General features: G+C 70.6%; 23 protein-coding genes. 8 read left to right on the top strand and 15 right to left on the bottom strand.

Features of this window, described 5'->3' with window-relative positions; all coding sequences use genetic code 11:
• A complete protein-coding gene (locus BLA60_RS16850) occupies window positions 1–297 on the top strand; it encodes a hypothetical protein (protein ID WP_075133843.1) in 297 nt (98 codons plus the stop codon).
• On the opposite strand, the gene BLA60_RS16845 is transcribed toward BLA60_RS16850, so the two are convergent.
• The 3 genes from BLA60_RS16845 to BLA60_RS16835 are packed head-to-tail and all read right to left on the bottom strand — an operon-like array spanning window position 285 to window position 2108.
• Complete coding sequence (locus BLA60_RS16845) at window positions 285–836, bottom strand: DUF4352 domain-containing protein (RefSeq protein WP_075133842.1); 552 nt, start codon at window positions 834–836, stop codon at window positions 285–287. The two genes, BLA60_RS16850 and BLA60_RS16845, sit on opposite strands and share 13 nt — an antisense overlap.
• Window positions 837–855: 19 nt before the next feature.
• Window positions 856–1728, bottom strand: coding sequence for an LLM class flavin-dependent oxidoreductase (locus BLA60_RS16840; protein ID WP_075133841.1), 873 nt, complete (start codon window positions 1726–1728; stop codon window positions 856–858).
• On the bottom strand, window positions 1725–2108 hold the full coding sequence (locus tag BLA60_RS16835; RefSeq protein ID WP_425427066.1) for a PaaI family thioesterase: 384 nt from the start codon (window positions 2106–2108) through the stop codon (window positions 1725–1727). The genes BLA60_RS16840 and BLA60_RS16835 overlap by 4 nt, the downstream gene beginning before the upstream one ends.
• Before the next feature lie 115 nt (window positions 2109–2223).
• On the opposite strand from BLA60_RS16835, the gene polA reads away from it, so the two are divergent.
• The 4 genes from polA (at window position 2224) to BLA60_RS16815 (ending at window position 6451) form a co-directional block, all read left to right on the top strand.
• Window positions 2224–4953 (top strand): DNA polymerase I, encoded by a 2730-nt coding sequence (gene polA / locus BLA60_RS16830; RefSeq protein ID WP_075133840.1) that lies wholly within the window; start codon window positions 2224–2226, stop codon window positions 4951–4953.
• The gene (locus BLA60_RS16825; RefSeq protein ID WP_075133839.1) at window positions 4937–5374 is read left to right on the top strand and encodes a helix-turn-helix domain-containing protein; all 438 of its coding nucleotides are present in this window, start codon (window positions 4937–4939) and stop codon (window positions 5372–5374) included. Before polA ends, BLA60_RS16825 begins: the two co-directional genes overlap by 17 nt.
• A gap of 33 nt (window positions 5375–5407) precedes the next feature.
• Complete coding sequence (locus BLA60_RS16820) at window positions 5408–5848, top strand: VOC family protein (protein ID WP_075133838.1); 441 nt, start codon at window positions 5408–5410, stop codon at window positions 5846–5848.
• A gap of 63 nt (window positions 5849–5911) precedes the next feature.
• Window positions 5912–6451, top strand: coding sequence for a Rossmann-fold NAD(P)-binding domain-containing protein (locus tag BLA60_RS16815; protein ID WP_084735009.1), 540 nt, complete (start codon window positions 5912–5914; stop codon window positions 6449–6451).
• Here BLA60_RS16815 and BLA60_RS16810 read toward each other — a convergent pair.
• From BLA60_RS16810 to BLA60_RS16795, 4 genes are read right to left on the bottom strand one after another with little or no spacing between them, the layout of a single operon-like run.
• Window positions 6417–7712: a beta propeller repeat protein gene (locus BLA60_RS16810; protein ID WP_075133836.1), complete on the bottom strand. Its 1296-nt coding sequence runs from the start codon at window positions 7710–7712 to the stop codon at window positions 6417–6419. The two genes, BLA60_RS16815 and BLA60_RS16810, sit on opposite strands and share 35 nt — an antisense overlap.
• Window positions 7705–8193, bottom strand: a complete 489-nt coding sequence (locus BLA60_RS16805; protein WP_075133835.1) for a SigE family RNA polymerase sigma factor — start codon at window positions 8191–8193, stop codon at window positions 7705–7707. The genes BLA60_RS16810 and BLA60_RS16805 overlap by 8 nt, the downstream gene beginning before the upstream one ends.
• 59 nt (window positions 8194–8252) lie before the next feature.
• The gene (locus BLA60_RS16800; protein ID WP_075134007.1) at window positions 8253–9269 is read right to left on the bottom strand and encodes a GNAT family N-acetyltransferase; all 1017 of its coding nucleotides are present in this window, start codon (window positions 9267–9269) and stop codon (window positions 8253–8255) included.
• A complete protein-coding gene (locus BLA60_RS16795; protein ID WP_075133834.1) occupies window positions 9266–10135 on the bottom strand; it encodes a class I SAM-dependent methyltransferase in 870 nt (289 codons plus the stop codon). Before BLA60_RS16795 ends, BLA60_RS16800 begins: the two co-directional genes overlap by 4 nt.
• 289 nt (window positions 10136–10424) lie before the next feature.
• On the opposite strand from BLA60_RS16795, the gene rpsA reads away from it, so the two are divergent.
• Complete coding sequence (gene rpsA, locus BLA60_RS16790) at window positions 10425–11924, top strand: 30S ribosomal protein S1 (RefSeq protein WP_075133833.1); 1500 nt, start codon at window positions 10425–10427, stop codon at window positions 11922–11924.
• Between the two features lie 1109 nt (window positions 11925–13033).
• Here the strand turns inward: rpsA and BLA60_RS45540 are convergent.
• On the bottom strand, window positions 13034–13261 hold the full coding sequence (locus BLA60_RS45540; RefSeq protein WP_075133832.1) for a hypothetical protein: 228 nt from the start codon (window positions 13259–13261) through the stop codon (window positions 13034–13036).
• Between the two features lie 121 nt (window positions 13262–13382).
• Between BLA60_RS45540 and coaE the strand changes: the two genes are divergently transcribed.
• Entirely contained in the window at window positions 13383–14558 is a 1176-nt protein-coding gene (coaE, locus tag BLA60_RS16780; protein WP_075133831.1) for a dephospho-CoA kinase, read from the top strand.
• 18 nt (window positions 14559–14576) lie between these two features.
• Here coaE and moaA read toward each other — a convergent pair whose 3' ends face one another.
• From moaA to BLA60_RS16745, 7 genes are all read right to left on the bottom strand, one after another.
• A complete protein-coding gene (gene moaA / locus BLA60_RS16775; RefSeq protein ID WP_075133830.1) occupies window positions 14577–15611 on the bottom strand; it encodes a GTP 3',8-cyclase MoaA in 1035 nt (344 codons plus the stop codon).
• A 60-nt stretch (window positions 15612–15671) separates the two neighbouring features.
• Entirely contained in the window at window positions 15672–16298 is a 627-nt protein-coding gene (locus BLA60_RS16770) for a response regulator (RefSeq protein ID WP_075134006.1), read from the bottom strand.
• Between the two features lie 14 nt (window positions 16299–16312).
• Entirely contained in the window at window positions 16313–17557 is a 1245-nt protein-coding gene (locus BLA60_RS16765; RefSeq protein ID WP_075133829.1) for a sensor histidine kinase, read from the bottom strand.
• Window positions 17558–17571: 14 nt separating this feature from the next.
• Entirely contained in the window at window positions 17572–18312 is a 741-nt protein-coding gene (locus tag BLA60_RS16760) for an ABC transporter permease (protein WP_075133828.1), read from the bottom strand.
• On the bottom strand, window positions 18309–19223 hold the full coding sequence (locus BLA60_RS16755) for an ABC transporter ATP-binding protein (protein ID WP_075133827.1): 915 nt from the start codon (window positions 19221–19223) through the stop codon (window positions 18309–18311). The genes BLA60_RS16760 and BLA60_RS16755 overlap by 4 nt, the downstream gene beginning before the upstream one ends.
• 100 nt (window positions 19224–19323) lie before the next feature.
• Window positions 19324–19851 (bottom strand): ribonuclease FAU-1 family protein, encoded by a 528-nt coding sequence (locus tag BLA60_RS16750; protein WP_075133826.1) that lies wholly within the window; start codon window positions 19849–19851, stop codon window positions 19324–19326.
• A gap of 134 nt (window positions 19852–19985) precedes the next feature.
• On the bottom strand, window positions 19986–20507 hold the full coding sequence (locus BLA60_RS16745) for a DUF402 domain-containing protein (protein WP_342744749.1): 522 nt from the start codon (window positions 20505–20507) through the stop codon (window positions 19986–19988).
• Window positions 20508–20613: 106 nt separating this feature from the next.
• Between BLA60_RS16745 and uvrB the strand changes: the two genes are divergently transcribed.
• On the top strand, window positions 20614–22749 hold the full coding sequence (gene uvrB, locus BLA60_RS16740) for an excinuclease ABC subunit UvrB (RefSeq protein ID WP_075133824.1): 2136 nt from the start codon (window positions 20614–20616) through the stop codon (window positions 22747–22749).
• Window positions 22750–22796 lie beyond the last annotated feature (47 nt).

Raw genomic sequence — 22796 nt, 5'->3', positions numbered from 1 at the left:
GTGTCGGTTCCGGTCGAGCCGCAGTGGTACGTGGTGATCGAGGAGAACGCGGGGTCGGGCCAGGGCCTGCGCTGGAACCTCATGCGGAACATCCCGGCGGCCTCCGCGGAGCAGGCGGACCAGCTGTCCAGGGAGTGGGCGCGGAACTACCGGCCGCGACATCCAGCGTCGCCGAAGCGCAGGACGATCTACCGCATCGGTGACACGTCGTGGTTGGTGCTGCTCACCGGCATTTCCGGCCAGACGTTCCCGTTCCGGGTGTCGGTCGCGCAGTGGTACGGCACCTACCCGGACTGAAGCGGGATGTCGGTGCCCTCGGCGTCCTTCATGTCGGTGAGCGTCGGCCCGCCGAAGGCGCGCAGCGCGGTGGGTTCGGCGTCGGCGGCGACGTCGTAGTAGAGGTCGAACTCGACGCGCACGCCGGCGCCGAGGTCGAACGTGTCGGGCTGGCGTTTGACCATCATGGTGGTGAGGTCGGGGGTGGCGGTGGTGCCGTCGGTGAGGACGAGCTGCTGGCGGCCGGTCTCGAACAGCACCCCGCTGCGGCCGACGTTCACCACCACCAGCCGGATCCGGACGAACTGGCCGTTGCGCGCCTCGAACTCGGCGTGGCTGCCGATGAGCTGTTCCATGCCGGTGCTCAGGCCGATCAGCGAGAACGACGTGTCACCGTCGACGACCGGTTCGCCGGCCAGTACCACCTCGTCGGGGCGGACGGGGCGCGGCGGGAGCTCGTAGGTCGCCGAGGGTTCTGTCGGGGCGGGCTGGTCCTGGTCGGTGCCGCACCCGGCCAGGACCAGCGCGGCGGTCACCGCACCGAGCGTTCGTCGCACCATCCGGTGATTCTGTCACCGGTCAGGGGACGAGCGGGCGTACCTCGTTGGCCGTGAACCGGACGAATCCCTCCAGGTCGGGCTCGTCGGCGGTGTGTTGCAGGATCACCCGGTCGGCGCCGGCCTCGACCAGCGCCTGGACGCCCCGCGCGACGGCCGCCGCGTCGCCGTGGGCGCCGAGCTCGGGCACGTCCTGGAGGCCCCAGGCCACCAGCTCGCGGTGCAGCCGTTGCGCGGCGTCGGGTCCGGTCGCCGCGTTCAGGAACACCACCAGCTCGTGGTGGTCGTCGCGGCCGGCGAGCGCGCGGCCCTCGTCGATCAGGGCGCGGGCGCGGCGCACGGCGGCCGGCGGGTGGGCGGCGTCCAGGACGGTGCCGTCGGCCAGTTCACCGGACAGCCGCAGCGACCGCGGCCTGGTGGCGCCGACGTAGAGCTGGGGGGCGGTGGCCGGCGGCCAGGCGAGCGCGACCTGGTCGAGCGTCACGTACCGGCCGTCGGTGGTGACGGTCTCGCCGGCGAGCAGGCCGCGCAGCGCGGTCAGGTGCTCACGCAGCGAGGTTATCGGCGACGCCGGCCGCACCCCGGCCTGGGCCATCCAGTCCTGGGCGCCGTGCCCCAACCCGAGAATCATCCGTCCGGGGAACATGCGCTCGATCGTGGCGGTTTCCATCGCGGTCATCGCGACGCTGCGCAGCGACACCGGCAGGATGCCGATCCCGACCCGCAGCCGCGAGGTCCACGACAGGGCGGCGGTCAGCTGGGTGACACCGCCCTCGAAGAAGCAGTCCTCCCACAGCCACAGCTCCTCCAGGCCGGCGGCCTCGGCGGCCTCGACCACCGGCCGCAGGCGTTCCGGGGGCAGCTGCGGCCGGAAGATCGCCCCGAGCGCGGTCACGCGCCGGGCGGGCGTCGACGGACGATGCAGGTCAGGCGCGCGGTGCAGGTCCGGCGGCCCTCGTCGTCGGTGATGACGATCTCGAACGTGGAGGTGCTCGAACCGACGTGCAGGGGTGTCGCGACCCCGGTGACCAGTCCGGAGCGGGCGGCCCGGTGGTGGGTACAGGACAGCTCCAGGCCCAGCGCCACGTTGTCCTCGCCGGCGTTGAGCGCCCCGGCGATGGAGCCGAGGGTCTCGGCCAGCGTGGCGTTCGCGCCGCCGTGCAGCAGACCGTAGGGCTGGAGGTTGCCGGCGACGGGCATCGTGCCGACCACCCGTTTGGGGTCCCACTCGGTGATCTCGATGCCCATCCGCACGGGCAGCGTCTGGTCCAACAGGTCCGTACGCAGGCCCGGCAGGTTCGGGGGGAACTGGCTGGGTTGGCTACTCGACACTCTGTCTCCTCCGCTGGTGGTCGTCACCAGTGTCGGTGCCCCACCCTAGACTCGCCCTGTGCCTGAGACGCCCGACACACGAACCACGACCACCAGCCATGAGCAGCGCCTGCTCCTCATCGACGGCCACTCGATGGCCTACCGGGCGTTCTACGCGCTACCCAAGGAGAACTTCTCCACCGGCACGGGCCAGCACACCAACGCGGTGTACGGGTTCACCTCCATGCTGATCAACCTGCTGCGCGACGAGAAGCCGACCCATCTCGCGGTCTGCTTCGACGTGTCCCGCAAGACCTTCCGCAGCGAGCAGTACGCCGAGTACAAGGCCAACCGCACCACCACGCCCGACGAGTTCAAGGGCCAGGTCAGCCTCATCGAGGAGGTGCTGCGCGCGTTGGCCGTGCCGTCGCTGGCCAAGGAGGGTTTCGAGGCCGACGACCTGATCGCCACGCTCACCACGCAGGCCACCGCCGAGGGTTTCGACGTCGCCATCTGTACCGGCGACCGCGACGCCTTCCAGCTGGTCAACGACCAGGTCACGGTGCTCTACCCGTCGCGGGGCGTGTCGGAGATGGCCAGGATGGACCCGGCCGCGGTGCTCGCCAAGACCGGTGTCCAGCCCGGCCAGTACGCCGACTTCGCGGCGCTGCGCGGCGACCCGTCGGACAACCTGCCCAAGATCCCCGGTGTGGGGGAGAAGACCGTCGCCAAGTGGATCAACCAGTTCGGGTCCCTCAACGACCTGGTGGACCGGGTCGACGAGGTCAAGGGCAAGGCCGGCGACGCGCTGCGCGAGAACCTGGCCCACGTGCTGATGAACCGCCAGCTCACCGAGCTGGTCCGCGACGTCGAGCTGAACACCCGGCCCGAGGAGCTGGCCGTCAGGCAGTGGGACCGCGACGCGGTGCACCGGCTGTTCGACGAGCTGGAGTTCCGGGTCCTGCGCGACCGCCTCTTCGGCGAGCTGGCCACCGCCGAACCGGAGGCCGAGCACGGTTTCGAGGTCACCGGCGGCGCCGTCGAGCCGGGCCAGTTGCCGGTCTGGCTGCGCGAGCACGCCGGCGCCGGGGTGCGGGTGGGCCTGTCGTTCCGGGACGTGTCGACCGGGGTGGCCGGCGAGGCCGTCGAGCTGCGGTCGGTCGCGCTGGCGCTGGCCGACGGCACCGGCGTGTACGTCGACGTCACCACCCTCGACGAGGCCGACGAGCGGGCGCTGGCCGCGTGGCTGGCCGACCCGGCCGCCCCGAAGCTCGCCTACGACGTGAAGCGCGCGCTGCACGCCCTGCGCCACCGGGGCTGGACGCTGCGCGGGCTGGCCACCGACACCCACCTGGCCGCCTACCTGGTGCGCCCGGGTCAGCGGTCGTTCGCCCTCGACGACCTGGTGCTGCGCTACCTGAAGCGGGAGCTGCGGGTGGAGCAGCAGCCAGAGGAGCGGCAGCTGTCGCTGCTCGACGGCGAGGAGGGCGACGCGGCGAAGGTCGCCGAGGGCGAGATCGTGCGCGCGCGGGCGATCGCGGAGCTGGCCGACGCGCTGGACACCGCCCTGGACGAGACCGGCGGCACGCCGCTGCTGGCCGAGATCGAGCTGCCGCTGCTGTACGTGCTGGCCGAGTTGGAGGCCGTGGGCATCGCGGTCGACACCGCCCAGCTGGCGTCGCTGGAGGCGCGGTTCGCGGCGCGGGTCAAGAGCGCCGAGCAGGACGCGTTCGCGGTGATCAACAAGGAGATCAACCTCGGGTCGCCCAAGCAGCTCCAGGTCGTGCTGTTCGACGAGTTGGAGATGCCCAAGACCAAGCGCACCAAGACCGGCTACACCACCGACGCCGACGCGTTGCAGACGCTGCACGAGCAGACCGAGCACCCGTTCCTGGCGCACCTGCTCGACCACCGCGACGCCACCCGGCTCAAGATCACCGTCGAGGGCCTGATCAAGTCGGTGTCCGAGGACGACCGCATCCACACCACCTACAGCCAGACGATCGCCGCCACCGGCCGGCTGTCCTCGACCGAGCCGAACCTGCAGAACGTGCCGATCCGCACCGACGAGGGCCGCACGATCCGCGACACGTTCGTCGTCGGGGCCGGGTTCGCCGAGCTGATGACCGCCGACTACAGCCAGATCGAGATGCGGATCATGGCGCACCTGTCCGGCGACGAGGCGCTGATCGAGGCGTTCCAGTCCGGGTTCGACTTCCACGCCGCGACCGCCGCGGGGGTGTTCGGGGTGGAGCCGGCGGAGGTCACCGGCGCGCAGCGGGCCAAGATCAAGGCGATGAACTACGGGCTGGCCTACGGCCTGTCGGCCTACGGTCTGTCCCAGCAGCTGCGGATCTCCACCGAGGAGGCCCGGGGGCTGATGGACGAGTACTTCGACCGGTTCGGCGGTGTGCGCGACTACCTCAACGAGGTCGTCGACAAGGCCCGTAAGGACGGCTACACCTCGACGATCTTCGGCCGCCGCCGCTACCTGCCCGACCTCACCAGCGACAACCGCCAGCGCCGGGAGATGGCCGAGCGGATGGCGTTGAACGCGCCGATCCAGGGCAGCGCGGCCGACATCATCAAGGTCGCCATGCTCAACGTCGACCGGGCGCTCAAGGCCTCGGACCTGCGCACCAGGATGCTGCTCCAGGTCCACGACGAACTGGTCCTCGAGGTCGCCGACGGCGAACGAGAGTCGGCGGAGTCGTTGGTGCGCAAGGGAATGGGCGACGCCTACGAGCTGGCTGTCCCGTTGGACGTCTCCGTCGGGTTCGGACATTCGTGGAATGACGCCGCCCACTGAGTTCCACCTGCGGCGGGCGCGCGACCTGATGGACGCGCGTTACGCCGAGCCGCTGGACCTCGACGCGCTCGCCGGCGCCGCCGGGTTCTCCCGCTACCACTTCGCGCGGGAGTTCCGGGCGGCGTTCGGCGAGACCCCCGGCGGCTACCTGAGCCGGCGGCGGGTGGAGCGCGCGAAGGACCTGTTGGCGTCGGTGAACCTCACGGTCACCGAGATCTGTGTGCTGGTCGGGTTCTCCAGCCTCAGTTCGTTCTCCCGCCGGTTCACCGAGCTGGTGGGCTGCTCGCCGAGCGGGTACCGGCGCCGCGCGGTCGCCAGGGGCGGACCGCCGCCGATCCCCGGGTGTTACGTGATGGCCTGGTCACGGCCGCTGCCGCCCGCAGCAATCGCGGACAAGCGTCCCGGGGCGCCCGGCTCGTAGGTTGGGGTCACACCGAGAGGGAGGAACCCCGACATGATCACCAAGTTCACCCACAACAGCGTCTACGTGCTCGACCAGGACCGGGCCAGGGAGTTCTACGTCGACACGCTCGGCTTCGAGCTGCGCAACGACGTGGTGATGGCCGACGGTTTCGAGAAGGGCGCCGGCAAGGGCTTTCGGTGGCTGACGGTCAGCCCGCCCGGCCAGCCGGAGGTCGAGTTCATCCTGGCCGACTGCCGGATGGGCCACTCGCCGGAGAACTCCGACCAGATCCGCGCGCTGGTCGCCAAGGGCGCGATGGGCCTGGGTGTGCTGGCCACCGACGACTGCCACAAGACGTTCCGCGAGCTGTCGGAGCGGGGCGTGGTGTTCCTGTCCGAGCCGGCCGACCGTCCTTACGGGATCGAGGCGACGTTCCGCGACGACTCCGGCAACGTCTACAGCCTGACCGAGGCCCGCGAGCCCGCGCACTGATCAACAAGGCGGTTGTCCGCCGAAGCGGTACCCTGACCGGGAAAGCCAGGCACCGGAGGTCTGATGACCGGACAGCGGGCCCTTGTTCTCGGCGGTACCGGAATGTTGTCCGGCTGCGCCGAATCCCTCGTCGCCGACGGCTGGCACGTCGTGGTTCCCAGCCGCCGTTCCGCCGGCGCGACCCGGGGGTCGGTATGGGTGCGTGCCGACTGGTTCGACGCCCCCGCCCTGGCGCGCGACGCCGGTGTGGCGCTGGGTGGGCCGGCGGACCTGCTGGTCGCCTGGGTGCACCGGGAGGTGCGGGAGACCGTGCTGCACGCGGTCGCGCCGCTGCTGGCTCCCGCCGCGCCCGTGGTGGAGGTCCATGGAAGCGCGTCGGCCCATCCGGTCGGCGGCTGTCCGGAGCCGGTGCTGTCCGGGCATCCGACCCAGCAGGTCGTGCTGGGTTTCGTCCGGCACGCCGGCCGCAACCGCTGGCTCAACCGCCAGGAGATCGCGGCCGGCGTGCTGGAGGGCGTGCGCCAGGCCCTGGCCGGCCGCCCCTCGGCGGTCCGCCAGGTCGGTGAGTTCACTCCATCGGCAGGTCGTACTTCGTCCAGTTGATGCCGTCGGTGGACAGCTCGTAGTACGAACGCCACCCCGAGACGTAGCCCTTCCGGGTCCAGCCGACCATGCCGAGACCCAGGTGCACGGTGTGCGTCAGGGTGGTGCCGCCGTCGGTGAAGGTGAGCAGGTTCGGCGACTCCCGCAGCCGCAGGGCGCCGTCGTCCCCGGCAACGAGGGTGCCGGTGACGGGGAGGTCGTCCTGGTCGGGGGCGGGTGTCCAGGTCTGCCGCCAGGTCCGGCCGTCGTCGTCGCTGCGGAAGATGCCGCGCAGGGTCTCCCTGTTGTTCGGCACGGGGCCGACGAACGAGGCGTACAGGCTGTCGTCCATGGACACGACCGATGCCCTGATGTTGTTCGACCGGGAGTCGTTGGCCAGGTCGAGGTCCAGCGTGACGGTGTTCCACGTCCGGCCGTCGTCGGCGCTCACCGTGATCGCCCAGTCCTTGGTGTCCGGCTGCTGGCCGACCGCCCACCAGCGGCCGTTCGCGGTCGGCAGGGAGCCGGGCACGGGGGTGAGCAGCGGCGGCGGGTTGGCGAGGACCGCGGAGGTCCCGGTGCCGGGCAGGACGACGGTGAACGACGGGGTCGTGCACGGCGGTCGTTTCGTGGGGTCAACGGAACAGGCCGGCACGAGTTCGGCGTGGTCGGGGATGGCCGGCACGACCTCGGTCACGACGTCGGGCATCGGGACGTCCTGCCAGGTCCGGCCGCCGTCGGTGCTGTGGATGCGCGCGGAGGCGGAGCTGGTCGGGTTCTTCTCGGACCGCCAGTCGACCACGAGTTCCTCGGGCCCCAGCACCGTCAGGTCGCCGATGAGGTAGAGGTCGGTCCGCTCCGGTATCGGGATGGTCCCAACCTCGTCCCAGTTCTCCCCGTCGGAGCTGGTCAGGAGGGTCGCGTCGAAAGGGGGGATCGGCTCGCCGGGGCCGTCGTCGGGGAGGTGGAAGCGGGTGGCGTAGCCGGTTCCGTCGGCGGCGAACTGCAGGTTGGTCACCAACCGGTCGTCGGTCGACGTGGGCGTGGTGTCCGCCGTCGGGGGGCCGCCGGTGGCGGGCGCCGCGTTGGTGCTGCGCAGGGTGGGCATCAGCGCGCCGACGACGAGGACGGCGGCCACCGCGCCGGCCTGCAGGCGCCGGCGGGAACGGCGCTGGCGGTGGCGTTCGAGGATGGCGGCGGGGTGGGGGAGGGAGACGTCGTTGCGCAGGTCGGTGCGCAGGTCGGTGAGCTGTTCGTCGAGGTGGGTGTCGTGGTCAGGCATGGTCGGCCTCCTGGGGGCTGAGTTGGCGGGCGAGCGCGGCCCGCGCCCGGGACAGCCGCGACTTCACCGTCCCGACCGGAACTCCGACGATGGACGCGACGGTGTCCAGCGGCAGGTCGGCCAGGTAGTGCAGGACGATGGCCGCACGGTGGTCGTGGTCGAGGGCGCGGATGGCGGCGTGCAGGTCGAGGTGCTCGCCGGGCGGCGGTGGGTCGGGGTCGGTGGCGCCGCGCCGCAGCAGCCGGTCGAGCATCGCCCGCCGCCGCCCCCGTCTTTTGGCGAGGTTCACCACGACGGTGCGGACCCATGCCTCCGGACTGTCGGCCCGCGCGACCCGCCCGTGCCGCCCATAGGCGACGGCGAAGGCCTCCTGGGTGACCTCCTCGGCTTCGCCGAGGTCACCGAGCAGTGCATAGGCGGTGAGTACAAAACTGCGGTAGCTGCCCTGGTAGAGGGCTTCGAACCAGTCCCCAGTGGTCATGCACGCTCCCTGTATCGGATCGTTCACGTGCAAGAGTCACGAGTGGCGCGCCGGGTTCCCTACCGCATGGCGCCGGCCGGCCGAACCTCCCAGATCGTCCACAGTGGACGGTATCCCTGTCGGGCCCAGAACCCCGGCGAGAGCGGATTGGGCGGGTTGAAGTACAGAAACGTGCGGCCCGCCCCCCACTGCCGCAACCCCCGGTGCGCGACGTCCATCAACCGCCGCCCGACCCCCGCCCCCCGAACCTCCGGCCGCACCGAAACCGAGTTGACGTACCCCCAACGCCCCACCGGCAACCGCCCCGCCCCCGCCGACCCGGCCCCGACCTCCACCACCCGACAGTGCGCGGCCCCGACCACGACCCCACCCTGCTCCGCCAGCCACACCGGATCACCCTGCTCAAGGTGACGAACCAACGCCGCCCGCCTGACCTGCCGGGCGTCCGCCCGCACGATCGCCGCCCCCACCTGCGCCGAGTACGCCAACTCGACCAACTCCAGTTCCAACACCACGTCCAGATCCCGCCCCGTGGCCACCCGCACCACCAGGTCGCCCCCCACACCCTCCGCACGGCCGCCCGCGCCGCCGCTCACCGCGCTGTCGGTCGCATCGCGGGCCAGGTCGCCGTCGGCGACCTCAGCCCCCTCGTCAGCCACCACGTCGGCCGCCCCGACCCGCACCGCCAGGATCGTCAGCGGCACGAACCCGTGCCGCAGCAACGGCCCGGCCGCCTCGACGTCCCGGCTCGGCCACGTGACCGTGCACGCCGAGTCGACCCCCGGCGGGACCCGGTCGAGCACCCGCCGCCACTCCCGCAGCAGCGCCTCCGTGCCCGCCCCGCCCACGTCCCCGACCAGCGGATGCAGCTCCCACACCTGCGCCGGCGACCACAGGGTCGCCGCGCTGCCCGCCGGGTGGTTCGCCCGCGTCAGCACCCCGGCCACCCGCTCGCCGTCGGGCAGCGCGGCGGTCAGGACGTCACCGTCGGGCGGTGCGACGGCGGGTGGCAGCAGCGGGTCGAGCCGTTCGAACCGGGCGGCCTGGGCGGCCAGCAGTGCGTCGGCGACCCTCACCCGACCCGCCGGCACCGGAAGATCGCCGTGCCGGGGAACAGTTCGCCGCGCAGCGGGCTCCACTGGCCCCACACCTCGGTCAGCCCGTCTGGCCACTCGGGCTCGATCAGGTCGACGATCGTCAGCCCGGCGCCGGTCAGGGCGCGCACGAAGTCCCCGAGCGTGCGGTGGTACTCCACGTAGGTCGCGCGGCCGTCGCCGTCGACCTCGACGTAGGGGCGGCGGTCGAAGTAGGAGCCGGTGACCCGCAGCCCGTTGGGCCCCGGATCGTCCGGGAAGATCCACCGCATCGGGTGAGTCACGGCGAACACCCACGACCCGCCGGGCCGCAGCACCCGGGCGACCTCGCCGAACACCGCGGCCAGCGACGACACGAACGGCACCGCGCCGAACGCCGAGCACGCGACGTCGAACGACTCGCTGGCGAACGGCAACCGTTCGGCGTTGGCCCTGACCAGCGGAACGTCGATCCCGGTGGCCTCGTTGGCGGCGGCGGCGTAACGCAGCATGCCGGCCGACAGGTCGAGCCCGACGACCCGCGCGCCCTCGGCGGTCAGCCACCGCGCGCACGGCGCCGACCCGCAGCCGACCTCCAGCACGTCGCGGCCGCCGACCTCGCCGAGCAGCCGCGCGTCGGCCTCCCGCAGCGCCTCCGGGCACCACACGAAGTCGCTGACGCCGAGGAACTCGCCGTGTTCGACGTGGTAGTCGTCGGCGTCGGCGTCCCACCAGGCGCTGTTGGCGGCGACGGACTCGGCCGACGACGCGGATCGCCGTTCACTGCCGACGGTGCCGAGCAGTTGTTCCGCCCGGCGGACCGGTGGCTGCTCCAGGTCGGTTGGTTCGCCGGTTGACGGCGTGGACATGCGTTCCCCCTCGTGGCCGCGCGCTTCGCGGTGCACCACTGTGACTGCTCCGAAACTGCGCTGATCAGCCACCCACGTTTGCCCGGCCGACGTGCGGGCACGTAGGATACCGGCGCGCAGTGGTATCGCGCTGCCCGTCTGTCCACCTCGCAGGGAATCAGATTCGGTCGCGCGGCGTTGGCGGTGTCGTACGCACCCGTGTCGGATCCGTCGGCGACTATGCCGCCGCGTGCCGACAACTGCAAATCCTGCCGTCTCTCAACTAATCCGTACCGGAGCCACCTAGCCAATGTCCACCGACACCACCACTGTCCCGGCTGACGCCGCGCCGAAGCAGCAGATCGCCGTTAACGACGTCGGGACGGGGGAGGACTTCCTCGCCGCCATCGACAAGACCATCAAGTACTTCAACGATGGCGACATCGTCGAGGGCACCATCGTGAAGGTCGATCGGGACGAGGTCCTGCTCGACATCGGCTACAAGACCGAGGGGGTCATTCCCTCTCGTGAGTTGTCGATCAAGCATGACGTCGACCCGAACGAGGTCGTCAAGGTCGGTGACCACGTCGAGGCCCTGGTCCTCCAGAAGGAGGACAAGGAGGGCCGGCTGATCCTGTCCAAGAAGCGCGCTCAGTACGAGCGGGCCTGGGGCACGATCGAGGCGCTCAAGGAGTCCGACGAGCCGGTCAAGGGCACGGTCATCGAGGTCGTCAAGGGCGGCCTGATTCTCGACATCGGCCTGCGGGGCTTCCTGCCCGCGTCGCTGGTCGAGATGCGCCGGGTTCGTGACCTGCAGCCCTACGTCGGCCGTGAGCTCGAGGCGAAGATCATCGAGCTGGACAAGAACCGCAACAACGTGGTTCTGTCTCGGCGCGCGTGGCTGGAGCAGACGCAGTCCGAGGTGCGCAGCGAGTTCCTCAACCAGCTGCAGCGTGGCCAGGTCCGCAAGGGCGTGGTCTCCTCGATCGTCAACTTCGGTGCGTTCGTCGACCTTGGCGGCGTGGACGGTCTGGTCCATGTCTCGGAGCTGTCCTGGAAGCACATCGACCACCCGTCCGAGGTGGTCGAGGTGGGCCAGGAGGTCACCGTCGAGGTGCTGGACGTCGACATGGAGCGCGAGCGCGTGTCCCTGTCGCTGAAGGCGACCCAGGAAGACCCGTGGCGCCAGTTCGCCCGCACCCACGCGATCGGTCAGATCGTGCCGGGCAAGGTCACGAAGCTGGTGCCGTTCGGCGCGTTCGTCCGCGTGGACGAGGGCATCGAGGGTCTGGTCCACATCTCCGAGCTGGCCGAGCGCCACGTGGAGATCCCGGAGCAGGTCGTCCAGGTCGGCAACGACGTCATGGTCAAGGTCATCGACATCGACCTCGAGCGGCGCCGGATCTCGCTGTCCCTCAAGCAGGCGAACGAGGGCTTCACCCCCGACACCGAGTTCGACCCGACGCAGTACGGCATGGCGGCGGAGTACGACAGCGAGGGCAACTACATCTACCCGGAGGGTTTCGACCCCGACACCCAGGAATGGCAGGAAGGCTTCGACAAGCAGCGGGAGGAGTGGGAGCGGCAGTACGCCGAGGCCCACACCCGCTACGAGCAGCACATGGCCCAGGTCAAGAAGGCTGCCGAAGCCGAAGCTGCCGCCGAGTCCGAAGGCGGCGCGGAAGCCGGCGAAGCCGGCGACGGCAACTACTCCTCGGGCGGCGGTGACACCCAGAAGAAGAGCGGTGGCACCCTCGCCAGCGACGAGCAGCTCGCCGCCCTCCGCGAGAAGCTGTCCGGCGGAATCTGAGTTCTACCCCGTTCCGAGGGCCCCGTCGACGCCGGCGGGGCCCTCGGCCTTTTCACGGGCGCTCACGGAACGTCGCCGCGCGTCGAGGATTCCAGGAGCCCGCCTGAACACCACGAGCGTTGGTGCCCGCCTCCCGGGCCCTTGCCCCCGGCCGCTTGCGAGTGCTGGTTCGCCTCAGGCTTGTGCACCCACGGTGTTTCGACCGATACCGCACGGCGTCGACGTCCACGGTGTTGACGTCCACGGTGTCGGTGTCTGCGGTGTCGGTGTCCGTCCCGCGCCGCGTCCCCCTACGGCAGGGGCTCACCTCGCCGGACGCCGCCGATTCCGGCGGGGCCGCCCCACTGCGGCGCAACTACGCCAGGGTCGTCCCCCAGGCCGGGTCGGAGGAACGCGACACGCTGGTCCGCGACTGCCTGTGCCCTCTCCGAGCCGCCCACGCATCCCCGCCACCCAGCCGCCCCGCCGCCCGCCACCGTGACGCCCGCGACCGTGCGACTGCGCGACCGTGCGACCGCGCCACGGTGGCGTCTCGCCACCGCAACGCCACCGTGCCGCCGCGTACGTCCTCCGCTCCGCGCACCCCTCCTCGCCTTCCATCACCCGTCAGCTCCCCACCCAGCCCGCGAGATGCGCGAATGCAAATCCGCCCGCCGACCTGCATCGCACCGGCCCTGGGGGACCCCTCTTTTCAGGTTACCGATCACCACCGACAGTTTTGGAGGCGTGAGCGGCGGGGTGGGGGCGACGGGTGTCGTGTGTGGTCGGGAGGTGGCCGGTTCGCTGTTGGCGAGGGACTCGGGCGGGTCCATCCGGCCGTCGGCAGGGGAGGCGGGCAGGGGGCACCGCCGCGTCGGGGGTGGGCGAGGTCGGCAGGAGGCACCGCCGCGTCGGGGTAGGCGAGGTGGCAGGGGGTATCGCCGCGTCGGGGTGGGCGAGGTGGCAGGGGGTATCGCCGCGTCCAGGTGGGCGAGGTGGGCAGGGGGTATCGCCGCGTCGGGGGTGGGCCGGTCGCGGGAGTGAGGGCCGGGCGGGTTAGTGGGCGTCCCGCCGGGGCGTGGCGTGCGGGGAGCGGGGTAACAGGAAGCCGGACGCTGGTGGCGTGGTCGTCATCGGAGTGCGACCGCCGGTGCCCAGGCGCGCTCGGCGGCCGCCGCGGCGGCTCGGCGGCGTAGGCCGGCCAGGCTGTGTCGGGCGGTGGGCATGAGGATCCCCGTGACCCAGCCGCGTCGGTACTCGGCCAGTGCGTTCGCGACCGATCGGTAGTCCAGGCAGTGCCGCAACCCGGGTGTCCCGAGTCGGTGCTTGCCTGGTCGCCGCGTCCCCCAACCCCGCATAAGTCCTCCATATGGGTGACCAGTTGCCGGCTACCGTAAGCGATCCGCCCACGAAACCAGTGCTCAACACTCCCAGATCACCACATAACAGCTTGGCCACGTCCCCTGACACAATGCCGGCATGCTGAGAGTAGGCCTGACCGGCGGGATCGGCTCCGGGAAATCCACTGTGGCCGGTCGGCTGGCCGAGCACGGCGCGGTGGTCATCGACGCCGATCGGTTGGCTCGTGAGGTCGTGGAGCCGGGGACGCCGGGTCTGGCGGCCGTCGCCGGCGCCTTCGGGGACGACATCCTCGACGCCGCCGGTGCCCTGGACCGTGCCCGCCTCGCCGCCCGGGTGTTCAACGACGACGCCGCCCGCACGACGCTGACGTCGATCGTCCACCCGCTGATCGCCGAGCGCACCGGCCAGCTCATGGCCGCCGCCCCCGCCGACGCGATCGTCGTCCACGACGTGCCGCTGCTCGTCGAGAACGCCATCGGCCCCGCGTACCACCTGGTCATCGTGGTCGACGCGCCGGTGGAGACCCGCGTCGCCCGGGTGGTCAGGGACCGGGGCATGCCGGAGGCGGACGCCCGGGCGCGGATCGCCGCGCAGGCGTCCGAGGAGGCCCGCCGTGCCGTCGCCGACGTCTGGCTCGACAACGGCGGCTGGGTCGACGAGATCCTCGCCGAGGTCGACGCCCTGTGGGCCGACCGGCTGGTGCGGTACGAGAGCAACATCCGTCTGGGCCACGCCAACCAGTACGGCGGCCCTCGGCTCAGGTCCTACGACCCGGCGTGGTCGGCCCAGGCCGAACGTCTGATCGCCAGGATCCGTGCGGGGATCGGTGACCCGTCGGCGCGGGTCGACCACATCGGGTCGACGTCGGTTCCCGGGCTGCCTGCCAGGGACATCATCGACCTGCAGCTCACCGTCGAGTCCCTCGACCAGGCCGACGCCTTCGCCGAGCCACTGGCCGCCGCCGGGTTTCCCCTCGCGCCACATGTCTCACAGGATGAGCCCCAGGATCCGGACGACCGGGGAAAGCGCTTGCACGAGTCCGCGGACCCTGGGCGGCTCGCGCAGGTCCATCTTCGGGTGAAGGGGAGTCCCGGCTGGCGGTTGGCTTTGTTGTTCCCTGCCTGGATTCGGGGGGAGGAGGGGGTTCTTGAGGAGTATCGGGGGGTGAAGGAGCGACTGTCCGCTCTGTACGAGGGTGATACCGAGCGTTACGAGGAGGCGAAGGAGGCGTGGTTCGCCGAAGGGGCGTCGCGGGCGCAGGAGTGGGCTGAGCGGGTTGGTTGGCGTGCTTGACCTTCCCCGGAAAAGAAATCAACCCCCTCGGGTGTGCATCTCCAGATGCGGATTGGCCTTCAGCGCCGCCACCGGGACGAACGGGGTCCGGTCCCGCTCAGCCAGCCGATCCACCGCCCCCCGATCCTCCCGCTCTCCCCAGATCCCACCGATCAACCCCCGAAGCTCCTCAAAGGAAGCCCCATCCCGCAACGGATCCCGCAAATTGGTCCCCACCATCGCGTACAAACACCGGAACCACATCCCGTCGGCCGTCAACCGACTCCGGTCGCACGTCCCGCAGAACGGCTGGGTGGTGGAGGAAACGATCCCGAACACGGTCCCGTCGGGCAGCAGGAAACGGTCGGCGGGCGCCGCGTCGACCCGGGCGACAGGCCGGATCTCGCCGTAGTGCGCGCGCAACGTGCTCAGCATCGACGCCCGGGACAGCACCAGGTCCGGCGACCACGTGGTGGCCCCACCCACGTCCATGTACTCGATGAACCGCACCTCGGCCGGCACCGTCCGCCCGTACTCGATCAGGTCGACGAGTTCGTCGTCGTTGACGCCGCGCATCGCCACGGTGTCGATCTTCGTGTCGGTGAAGCCGGCGGGGGCCACCGAGGCCAGGCCCGCCAGCACCTGCGGGTGCGAGTTCCGTTGCGACAGTGTCTTGGACCGGTCGGCACGCAGCGTGTCCAGGCTCACCGTGATCCGTCCGAGGCCCGCGTCGCGCAGCGCCGAGACGTGGTCGGCGAGCAGCACCCCGTTGGTGGTCATCGCCAGGTCGCGCAGGCCGGGTTTGGGGGCGAGCATGCCGACCAGTGTCGGCAGGTCGTGCCGCAGCAGCGGCTCGCCGCCGGTGATCCGGACCTTGTCCACCCCCAGCGACATGAACACGTCGACCAGGGTCGAGATCTCCTCGAAGGTCAGCAGGTCCTTGCGCGGCAGCCAGACGTACTCCGCCTCCGGCATGCAGTAGCGGCAGCGCAGGTTGCACCGGTCGGTGACCGAGATGCGCAGATTGCGCAGCGGCCGCTGGTAGCGGTCAGTGACGGGAACGACAGCGGACACGCCGCCAACGTATACGGATGATCGCTGAAATGCCAGAATCGCCAAATAGCAAGGAATTCGTCAATAAGAACGCAACGTGGTCAGGTAACCACGCTCGAACGCCACGGCGACCGCCGCCGCCCGGTCCTTCACCCCGAGCTTGGCGTACACGTGCAGCAGGTGTGTCTTGACCGTCGCCTCGCTGATGAACAGCTTGGCCGCCGCCTCGCGGTTGGTCGATCCTCGGGCGATCAGGCCCAGGACCTCCAGCTCACGCTGGGACAACGGTTCCGACGCCGGCTGACGCATCTGCCCCATCAGCCTCGTCGCCACCGACGGGGAGAGGACGGCCTGGCCCCTGGCCGCCGCGCGCACGGCCCGGAACAGCTCCTCGCGGGGCGCGTCCTTCAACAGGAACCCGGTCGCGCCGGCCTCGATCGCCGGCAGGACGTCACTGTCCGTGTCGTAGGTGGTCAGGACCAGGATTCGGGACGGCACCCCGCGTTCGGCCAGCCGTCGGATGGCCGTGACGCCGTCGACCTCGGGCATGCGCAGGTCCATGAGGATGACGTCCGGCCGCAGTCGCTCGCCGAGGGTGATCGCTTCGTCCCCGTTGGCGGCTTCGCCGACGACGGTGAAGCCGGGGTCGCCGGCGAACATGCCGTGCAGGCCGTCCCGCACGACCGGGTGGTCGTCGACGATCAGCATGCTGATCGGCTCGTTCACGGCGCACCGCCCGCGGGGATCGCCGGCACGGTCGCGGACACGGCGGTCCCACCGCCGGGCTCGGACTCGATCTCCAGTCGCCCCGCCAGCCGCTGCACCCGCTGGCGCATCCCGGTCAGCCCGAACCCGCCGCGCATCCCGTCCGACCGGACACCGGGGGAGGCGAAGCCGATCCCGTCGTCGCGCACGTCCAGCGTCACCAGGTCCTCCATGTAGGACAGTGTCAGCCCGACGCGGCTGGCCCGCGCGTGTTTGGCCACGTTCGCCAGCGCCTCCTGCGCGGCCCGCAGCAGCGTGACCTCGACCTCCGGGTGCATCGGCCGTGCGTGCCCGGTGGTGGTCAGCACGGCCCGCACGTCGTTCACCGACGCCCACCGCGTGACGACCTCGCCGATGGCGTCGGGCAGCCTGGCCGACTCCAGCGCGGCCGGTTCGACGGCGTGCACGGTCCGGCGCGCCTCGGTGAGGCTGTCCCTGGCGAGGGCGGCGGCGGTGTCGACGTGCCGGCGCCAGTCGGCCGGCGACTGCTGGGCGGCGTGCAGCTGCGTGATGATCCCGGCCAGCCCCTGGGCGAGCGTGTCGTGGATCTCCCTGGCCATCCGCTGCCGCTCGTCGAGCACGCCGGCCTCCCTGGCCTGCGTCAACAGCTGGGTGTGCAGCCCGGCGTTCTCCTCCAGCGCCGCTTCCAGCTCGGCCAGCGCCCGTTTCTGCCACAGGTTGCGGCCCTGGGTCTGTTCGCCGAAGAACGAGAACGCGCCGGCCACCAGCATGTTGAACACCACCACCAGCAGCCACACCCACCAGGTGTCGGCGTTGATGTTGGCGACCCCGCCGACCTGGCTGGAGCCGGCGAGGAACGCGGTGGCCGCCACGCCGACGAACCGCCACCGGCCGGCGAGCGTCTCCATCGAGTGGATGTAGCCGATGAACGCCAGGATGCCGAACCAGGGGGACAGGATCACCAGGCCGCCGCAGATCAGCATCAGCCCGGTGAAGTAGCCGGCCATCAGCCGGCGCCGGGACCGCCACCCGGGGTGGGCGGTGTAGAGCCAGGCGATCCACGCGACGGCCACGCCGACCAGCGGGATGATGCCCGCCGAGTGGTCGGGCATGCCCCACGCCGGTTGCATCAGCGCGATCACGCTGGAGACGGCGACCAGGAAGTACGGCAGCACACCGATGATGGCGCTTTCCCGCCGTTCCCAGCGGTCGAACTCGGCCGCGAGGTCCGGCTCGGACATGACTGCGTTCCCACTCACTGCCAGCGGAAGTACCGGGCGGCGAGTCCGCCGGTCACCACGATCCACCCCACCATAACCGCGACGTGCAGCAGCTGGGGCCACACTCCGGCGGTGGCGTCGTTGAGGCCCTGCACGATCGCGCCGAGGGGGGTGAAGTCGCTGATCCGGCGCAGCAGGTCGGACATCGCCTCGCGCGGCGCCCACAGGCCGGCGAAGAACAGCAGCGGGAAGTACAGGACCGTGCCGATGGCGCTGGCGGCGGCGGTGGTCGGGGCGAGCGCGGCGACGAGCAGCCCCAGGCTCAGCATCGTGACCAGGCCCAGGACGTAGAACAGCAGGTAGCCGAACAGGTTCGACGGCAGCGCGACGCCGTAGCCCAGGCGGCCGATGGCCAGCACGATGACGGTCGCGACCACAGAGAACAGCACGAGGTTCAGCAGCTGTGCGGCGAGCAGGGCCGCCGGCCGGACCGGGGTGGTCGCCATCCGGCGCAGCACACCTTTCTCCCGGTTGGCGGCGAAGGCCTGTGGCAGCACGGCCAGTGCCAGCATGGTGCCGGCCATGACGATCACGATCGGCACGTACAGGTCGATGGTGCGGGCGCCGCCGAGGTCGGGGTTGGCTTCGCGGAACGCGGGCACCAGCCCGATGATCGTCAGCAGCAGCGCCGGCAGCACGATCCCGAAGAACATCACGATCGGTTCACGCAGCGTCAGCTTCGTCTCGGTCACCGTCAGCCGGTAGAGGACGTTCACGGGGTCTCCTGGGTCTCAAGGTTACGGCCGGTGAGCGCGACGAAGGCGTCGTCCAGCGTGGTCTGCTCGACCCGCAGGTCGGCGGCGATGATCTGGTTGCGGGCCAGGACCGAGGTGACGGCGTGCAGTACGTTGCCGTGCCCGGTGATCACCAGCTGCCGGCCGGACCGGGCGACGTCGGTCACCTCGGGCAGCGCGCTGAGCAGCGCGTGGTCCAGCGGGGCGGAGGGCCGGAACCGGATCCGCTGGACGCCGTCGACCGTGGCGACCAGCCCGGCGGGGCTGTCGAGGGCGACGATCTTCCCGGCGTCGATCAGCGCGAGCCGGTCGCAGAGGCGTTCGGCCTCCTCCATGAAGTGGGTGACCAGCACGATCGTCACGCCGCGCTCGCGGATGCCGTCGATGAGGTCCCACACGTCGCGCCGGGCCTGCGGGTCCAGGCCGGTGGTCAGCTCGTCGAGCACCGCGACCTCGGGGTTGCCGACGAGCGCGAGGGCGATCGAGAGCCGTTGTTTCTGCCCGCCGGAGAGCCGGCGGAACTGGGAGTCGATCTTGTCGCGGAGGCCGAGCAGGTCCAGCAGTTCCCGCCAGTCGGCAGGGTGACGATAGAAGGATGAATACAGCTCCATCGCCTCACGCACGGTGAGCTTGTCCTGGAGTTGGCTCTCCTGGAGTTGCGCGCCGAGCCGGTGTCGCAGTGCGACGTCGCCCGGGTCCAGTCCGCAGACCCGGATCGTGCCGGCGTCGGCGGTCCGCAGGCCCTCCACACACTCGACGGTCGTGGTCTTGCCGGCGCCGTTGGGTCCGAGGATGCCGAAGATCTCCCCGGCGTCCACCGTGAACGACACCCCGTCGACGGCGGTCCGCTCGCCGTAGCGCTTGACCAGGCCGTCCACCTCGATGATTGCCATGCGCCCAGCCTGTCGGCGGGCGCGCGCGGGCGGATCGCCCAGCGGGTCAGCGTGGGACGCGGTTCAGGTGGGTAACGACATCAACCGATCGGTGGACCCACTATCGATCGAACGGTGGCCAGACGTCGAAGATGTGTTTGTGGGCCAGCCAGCGGGACAGGTCGTGCCGCAGGCGGCTGAACTCCTCCAGCGTCTTGTGCACCGTGCACAGCGCGAGGTCGGCGTCCTCGACGTAGAGCACCCGCCCGGCGACCGCCGCCGCGAACTCCTCACAGCGCACGATCCGCGCGGTCGTCCCGCCGGGGGCGGCCAGGCCGAGCAGCAGGTCGGTGGTGCGCCAGTAGCGGCCGTCGCTGGTCGCCCGCACGGCGGTCAGCTCGCTGGGATTCGCCCTGGCGTGGCGGGATCGTGGCCGGTAGTGGGTGAGCCGCAGGTTCAGCTCGGGCAGCAGCCAGGTGACCTCGGCGTCGTGGAACGGGTCGTCGGGTGTCGGGCACTCGGTGCGCAGACCCCAGCGCTCGACCTGGCACGTGCGCAACCGCCGCGTCGTGCCGGTGGAGACGTAGCTTCGCGACGACGTGAAGGTGTCGACGATGTCGACGAGCTGGGGTGTGATCGCCGTGCCCACGGGTCCAGAGCGTAGTCGCCGCCATGCGTTCGGTAACCCCCGGAACGGATTCGTTATGTCACGACTCAGGAGTTATTAGGTATCGATCGTGTCAAATTTCCACTCGATAGTGAGAACCCTCTTGACGGGCGATGTCAGCGATTGTCCCAGGTCAGCGTGATCGTGAACGCGCGAGCCAGCCACGCCTCCACGTCGTAGCCGGCCGCCGCGATGCCCTCCACCGCCGCGAACGTCCTGGCGAACGCGCGCTGGGTGGTCACGTCGTCGATCAACCCGTCCACCCGCGCCGCGAGCACCTCGTCGGTGTCCAGTACCCGCAGGTCGGCGCCGTCACGCACCAGTACGTCCAGGTACAGGTCCACCGTGCGCCACACCGGCCCCCGCTCGCTGTCCACGACGTCGATGTCGACGACGTCGATGTACACGTCGTGGTCCAGCTCCCGGTCCGGGTGCGCCCGCCACCGCCCGACCCGCAGCCCCGCCGAGGGCAGCAGCCACGACCGGAAGTAGGCGATGTCCGGATGGCCCTCCAGCGGCCGCGCCAGGTACAGGCCGAAGTCGGTCACCTCGTAGCGGTCGACGGGCCGGACGATGCCCTTGGGATCGGTGTTCGTCCGGCCGGCGACGTCGAAGAGTTCGATCTTGGGCGGGTGCACGCCAACACCATCGCACGGCGTCATGGACGGTGGCTAGACCATGGTTGACCAGGGCAAACAGTTTCTGTCGGTGCCCGGGCGTAATCTCGTTCCCGTGGCAGGAGTGATGGCGAGTTCCGAGTTCCGACCCATTGGCGACATCCCGCGCGCCGATGGTCGGTTCCGCATGGTCAGTGACTACCAACCGGCGGGCGACCAGCCGGCGGCGATCGACGATCTCCAGCGTCGGATCGAGGCCGGCGAGAAGGACGTCGTGCTGCTCGGCGCCACCGGAACGGGCAAGTCGGCGACCACGGCCTGGCTCATCGAGCGGCTCCAGCGCCCCACCCTGCTGATCGCGCCGAACAAGACCCTCGCCGCCCAGCTGGCCAACGAGCTGCGCGAGTTCTTCCCGCACAACGCCGTCGAGTACTTCGTCAGCTACTACGACTACTACCAGCCAGAGGCCTACGTCCCGCAGACCGACACCTACATCGAGAAGGACTCCTCGATCAACGAGGACGTCGAGCGCCTGCGTCACTCGGCCACGTGGAGCCTGCTGTCCCGCCGCGACGTCGTGGTGGTCGCGTCGGTGTCCTGCATCTACGGCCTGGGTAGCCCCCAGGAGTACCTCGATCGAACGATCGCACTCACCGTCGGTGACGAGATCGAGCGTGACACGCTGCTGCGCGCGCTCGTCGACACCCAGTACACGCGCAACGACGTGACCTTCAGTCGTGGCACGTTCCGCGTCCGGGGTGACACCGTCGAGATCATCCCCGCCTACGAGGAACTCGCCGTGCGGATCGAGTTCTTCGGCGACGAGGTCGAGGCGCTGTACTACCTGCACCCGCTGACCGGCGACATCGTCCGCCAGGTCGACAACGTGCGGATCTCCCCGGCCACCCACTACGTCGCCGGCCCGGAGCGGATGGAACGCGCCATCGGCGGGATCGAGGCCGAGCTGGAGGGCCAGCTGGCGACACTGGAGAAGCAGGGCAAGCTGCTGGAGGCCCAGCGGCTGCGCATGCGCACCGCCTACGACATCGAGATGATGCGCCAGGTCGGCTTCTGCTCGGGCATCGAGAACTACTCGCGGCACATCGACTGGCGCGAGGCCGGCACCGCCCCGGCCACCCTGCTCGACTACTTCCCCGAGGACTTCCTGCTGGTCATCGACGAGTCCCACGTGACCGTCCCGCAGGTCGGCGGCATGTACGAGGGCGACATGTCCCGCAAGCGCACCCTCGTCGACCACGGCTTCCGCCTGCCCAGCGCCATGGACAACCGCCCGTTGACCTGGGAGGAGTTCCAGGACCGCATCGGCCAGACGCTGTACCTGTCGGCCACCCCCGGCCCGTACGAGATGGGCCAGACGGCCGGCGAGTTCGTCGAGCAGGTCATCCGCCCGACCGGGCTGATCGACCCGGAGGTCGTCGTCAAGCCGACCGAGGGCCAGATCGACGACCTGGTCCACGAGATCCGCGTGCGTGCCGAGCGCGACGAACGCGTCCTGGTCACGACACTGACCAAGAAGATGTCCGAGGACCTGACCGACTACCTGCTCGAACTGGGCATCCGGGTCCGCTACCTGCACTCCGAGGTCGACACGCTGCGGCGCGTGGAGCTGTTGCGCCAGCTGCGGTTGGGCGAGTTCGACGTGCTGGTGGGCATCAACCTGCTGCGTGAGGGCCTCGACCTGCCCGAGGTGTCGCTGGTGTCGATCCTCGACGCCGACAAGGAGGGCTTCCTGCGTTCGGGCACCAGCCTGGTGCAGACCATCGGGCGTGCGGCGCGCAACGTGTCCGGCCAGGTCCACATGTACGCCGACCGGATCACCGACTCGATGAAGCACGCCATCGACGAGACGAACCGCCGGCGCGCCAAGCAGATCGCCTACAACGAGGAGCGCGGTCTCGACCCGCAGCCGCTGCGCAAGAAGATCGCCGACATCCTCGACCGCGTCTACACCGAGGCCGAGGAGGGCGGCGCCGAGTCCGTGCCGATCGGTGGCTCTGGCCGCAACGCCTCCCGTGGCCGGCGGGCGGCGGGGGAGCCGGGCGGCCGTTCGTCCGGGGTGTACGTCAAGGAGAACGTGGGGTCGATGGCCCGCGCCGAACTGGCGGACCTGGTGCAGCAGCTGACCGACCAGATGATGAACGCGGCCAGGGATCTGCAGTTCGAACTGGCGGCCCGGCTGCGCGACGAGATCGCCGATCTGAAGAAGGAACTGCGGGGGATGGATGCCGCTGGAGTGAAGTAACCAGGGCGAACGTGTCCGTTCTGACCATCTGGGCCGGTGGGTTCGTC

It is taken from the genome of Actinophytocola xinjiangensis (assembly GCF_001921215.1).
Taxonomy (GTDB): Bacteria; Actinomycetota; Actinomycetes; order Mycobacteriales; family Pseudonocardiaceae; genus Actinophytocola; species Actinophytocola xinjiangensis.
The sequence above is the reverse complement of the archived record's forward strand: the minus strand, read 5'-3'. Positions and strand labels throughout refer to the sequence as shown.

Excerpts from the sequence above, each read along its gene's own strand:
- BLA60_RS16820 (WP_075133838.1), top strand. The coding sequence starts at position 5,408 with ATGATCACCAAGTTCACCCACAACAGCGTCTACGTGCTCGACCAGGAC.
- BLA60_RS16765 (WP_075133829.1), bottom strand. The coding sequence starts at position 17,557 with ATGTCCGAGCCGGACCTCGCGGCCGAGTTCGACCGCTGGGAACGGCGG.
- uvrB (WP_075133824.1), top strand. The coding sequence starts at position 20,614 with ATGGCGAGTTCCGAGTTCCGACCCATTGGCGACATCCCGCGCGCCGAT.
- BLA60_RS45540 (WP_075133832.1), bottom strand. The coding sequence starts at position 13,261 with ATGCGGGGTTGGGGGACGCGGCGACCAGGCAAGCACCGACTCGGGACA.
- BLA60_RS16755 (WP_075133827.1), bottom strand. The coding sequence starts at position 19,223 with ATGGCAATCATCGAGGTGGACGGCCTGGTCAAGCGCTACGGCGAGCGG.
- rpsA (WP_075133833.1), top strand. The coding sequence starts at position 10,425 with ATGTCCACCGACACCACCACTGTCCCGGCTGACGCCGCGCCGAAGCAG.
- BLA60_RS16810 (WP_075133836.1), bottom strand. The coding sequence starts at position 7,712 with ATGCCTGACCACGACACCCACCTCGACGAACAGCTCACCGACCTGCGC.
- BLA60_RS16825 (WP_075133839.1), top strand. The coding sequence starts at position 4,937 with ATGACGCCGCCCACTGAGTTCCACCTGCGGCGGGCGCGCGACCTGATG.
- BLA60_RS16770 (WP_075134006.1), bottom strand. The coding sequence starts at position 16,298 with ATGCTGATCGTCGACGACCACCCGGTCGTGCGGGACGGCCTGCACGGC.
- BLA60_RS16815 (WP_084735009.1), top strand. The coding sequence starts at position 5,912 with ATGACCGGACAGCGGGCCCTTGTTCTCGGCGGTACCGGAATGTTGTCC.
- BLA60_RS16845 (WP_075133842.1), bottom strand. The coding sequence starts at position 836 with ATGGTGCGACGAACGCTCGGTGCGGTGACCGCCGCGCTGGTCCTGGCC.
- BLA60_RS16795 (WP_075133834.1), bottom strand. The coding sequence starts at position 10,135 with ATGTCCACGCCGTCAACCGGCGAACCAACCGACCTGGAGCAGCCACCG.
- BLA60_RS16805 (WP_075133835.1), bottom strand. The coding sequence starts at position 8,193 with ATGACCACTGGGGACTGGTTCGAAGCCCTCTACCAGGGCAGCTACCGC.
- coaE (WP_075133831.1), top strand. The coding sequence starts at position 13,383 with ATGCTGAGAGTAGGCCTGACCGGCGGGATCGGCTCCGGGAAATCCACT.